We start from the raw sequence: 1,591 nt of genomic DNA, 5'->3' as shown, positions 1-1,591 counted from the left end.
CTGCCAGCCGCCGGCCACCTGCACCGGCGCGACGCCGCGCCCGTCATACCGCGCGACCACCGCGTCGATCACGCCGCGGACATAGGTGCCCAGATCCTCGATATCCGCCGGGACCTGGCCCTGGGCCTCCAGCAATTCGGCGACCACCCGCTCGGACACCGGATCGGCGCTGGCGAAGACCAGGGCCTCGACCAGCCGCACCGCCAGTTCGGGCGGCGCCGGCAACCCAGCAGGGGGGGCAGCAGGGGCGGCAAGCGGGGCCGCGTCGGCAGCTATGTCGGCAGCCATATCGGGGGTCGTCTCGTCGGTCATTCCGCCGCGTCCATCCTCTCGGGAGCCGCTTCGCCCGCTGCCTGTTCGTCCGCCTGATCACTGGCAGCCTGATCATTGGCGGCCTGGCCCGCCGGATCGCAGGCCCGCAGCATGATGCGGCCGAAAATTTCCTCCTGCCGCAATTCGATCGCACCGTTCCGCGCCAGTTCCAGCCCGGCGATCAGGGTGCCGGCCATGGCGGCCCGGCGCAGCCGGGTGCGCTCCAGGTCATCCTCGGCATCCAGCCCCGGACCGGATTCGGGCAGAAAGGAATCCAGCGCGCACCAGCCGGCACCGGTCCCGGGGATGGCCGCCTCGGTGCCCAGCAGCCGGTGCAAACGGGCCAGCGCATCCTGCACCGTCCAGAATTGCAGGCGCCGCGGCTGATAGACCCGCTTGCGCGCCCCCCGGCGCATCGCCGCCATATAAGCGCCCATCAATTGCGGCAGGTCCAGCGCCAGGCCCGAACGGTCGATTTCGGTCAGGTCCTCGCGCTCGCCCCGGGCAAAGACGTCGCGGCCCAGTTGCGGCCGGGCCGCCAGCCATTCCGCGGCCTGGCCGATCCGCGCCAGTTCCAGCAGGCGCGCCTGCAGCAATTCGGCCGCGTCCTCGGCATCCTCGCCGCCACCCTCCTCGGCCGGCAGCAGCAGCCGCGATTTCAGCCACGCCAGCCAGGCGGCCATGACCAGCCAGTCCGCCGCCAGTTCCAGCCGGATGCGCCGCGCCGATTCCACGATGGCCAGATATTGCTCGACCAGTTGCAGGATCGAGATGCGCGCCAGATCGACCTTCTGCGCGCGCGCCAGCTCCAGCAGCAGGTCCAGCGGCCCCTCGAACCCGTCCAGGCGCAGCATGGGCGCGGTCAGCCCATCAGCCAGTCCATCGGCCAATCCGCCGGCCGACCCATCGACGGGCTCGCCCGACAGGTCGCGATTCTGGGACAGGGCCGCCTGCCGCACCGGACGCGCCCTAGAAACCGGCCAGGGCGCAGGCCAGGCCGTTCAGCCGCACATGCTCGCAGAACGAGGTCGCCTGCGCGATGCTGGCAAAACCACGGGTCCGCAGCCGAAAAAAGACCGCACCATTGCGCTCGGTCCGTTCGATGATCGGCTCGTGCCCGGCGAACAGGTCGGGATAATGCTGGACCAGGCGCGCCCATTCCTTCTGCGCCGCCACCTCGGAATCGAGGGCGGCAAGCTGCACCCCATACCGGCCGCCCGCCGGCGTGACGGATGGGGCGCCAGGCGGCGCGGGAGACGGCGCGGCGGGCGCAGAAGAC

The 1,591-nt window shown here is 71.3% G+C and carries 2 protein-coding genes and 1 pseudogene; all 3 read right to left on the bottom strand.

What is annotated here, in order from left to right:
* Positions 1-312, bottom strand: a pseudogene (locus HUK84_RS17535) (SMC-Scp complex subunit ScpB); the annotation flags it as partial.
* Complete coding sequence (locus tag HUK84_RS17530) at positions 309-1,166, bottom strand: segregation and condensation protein A (protein ID WP_176641401.1); 858 nt, start codon at positions 1,164-1,166, stop codon at positions 309-311. The gene HUK84_RS17530 and the pseudogene HUK84_RS17535, both read right to left, overlap by 4 nt.
* Positions 1,167-1,281: 115 nt before the next feature.
* Positions 1,282-1,591, bottom strand: a 310-nt coding sequence (locus tag HUK84_RS17525) for an SPOR domain-containing protein (RefSeq protein WP_176641400.1), incomplete at its 5' end; no start/stop codon positions are given.

The sequence above is a fragment of the Nguyenibacter vanlangensis genome, from assembly GCF_013376155.1.
GTDB lineage: Bacteria > Pseudomonadota > Alphaproteobacteria > Acetobacterales > Acetobacteraceae > Gluconacetobacter > Gluconacetobacter vanlangensis.
This window is presented reverse-complemented; position numbering and strand designations above follow the sequence as displayed.

Bases quoted from the DNA above. Each gene is read 5' to 3' on its own strand.
- HUK84_RS17530 (WP_176641401.1), bottom strand. From the start codon at position 1,166: ATGCTGCGCCTGGACGGGTTCGAGGGGCCGCTGGACCTGCTGCTGGAG.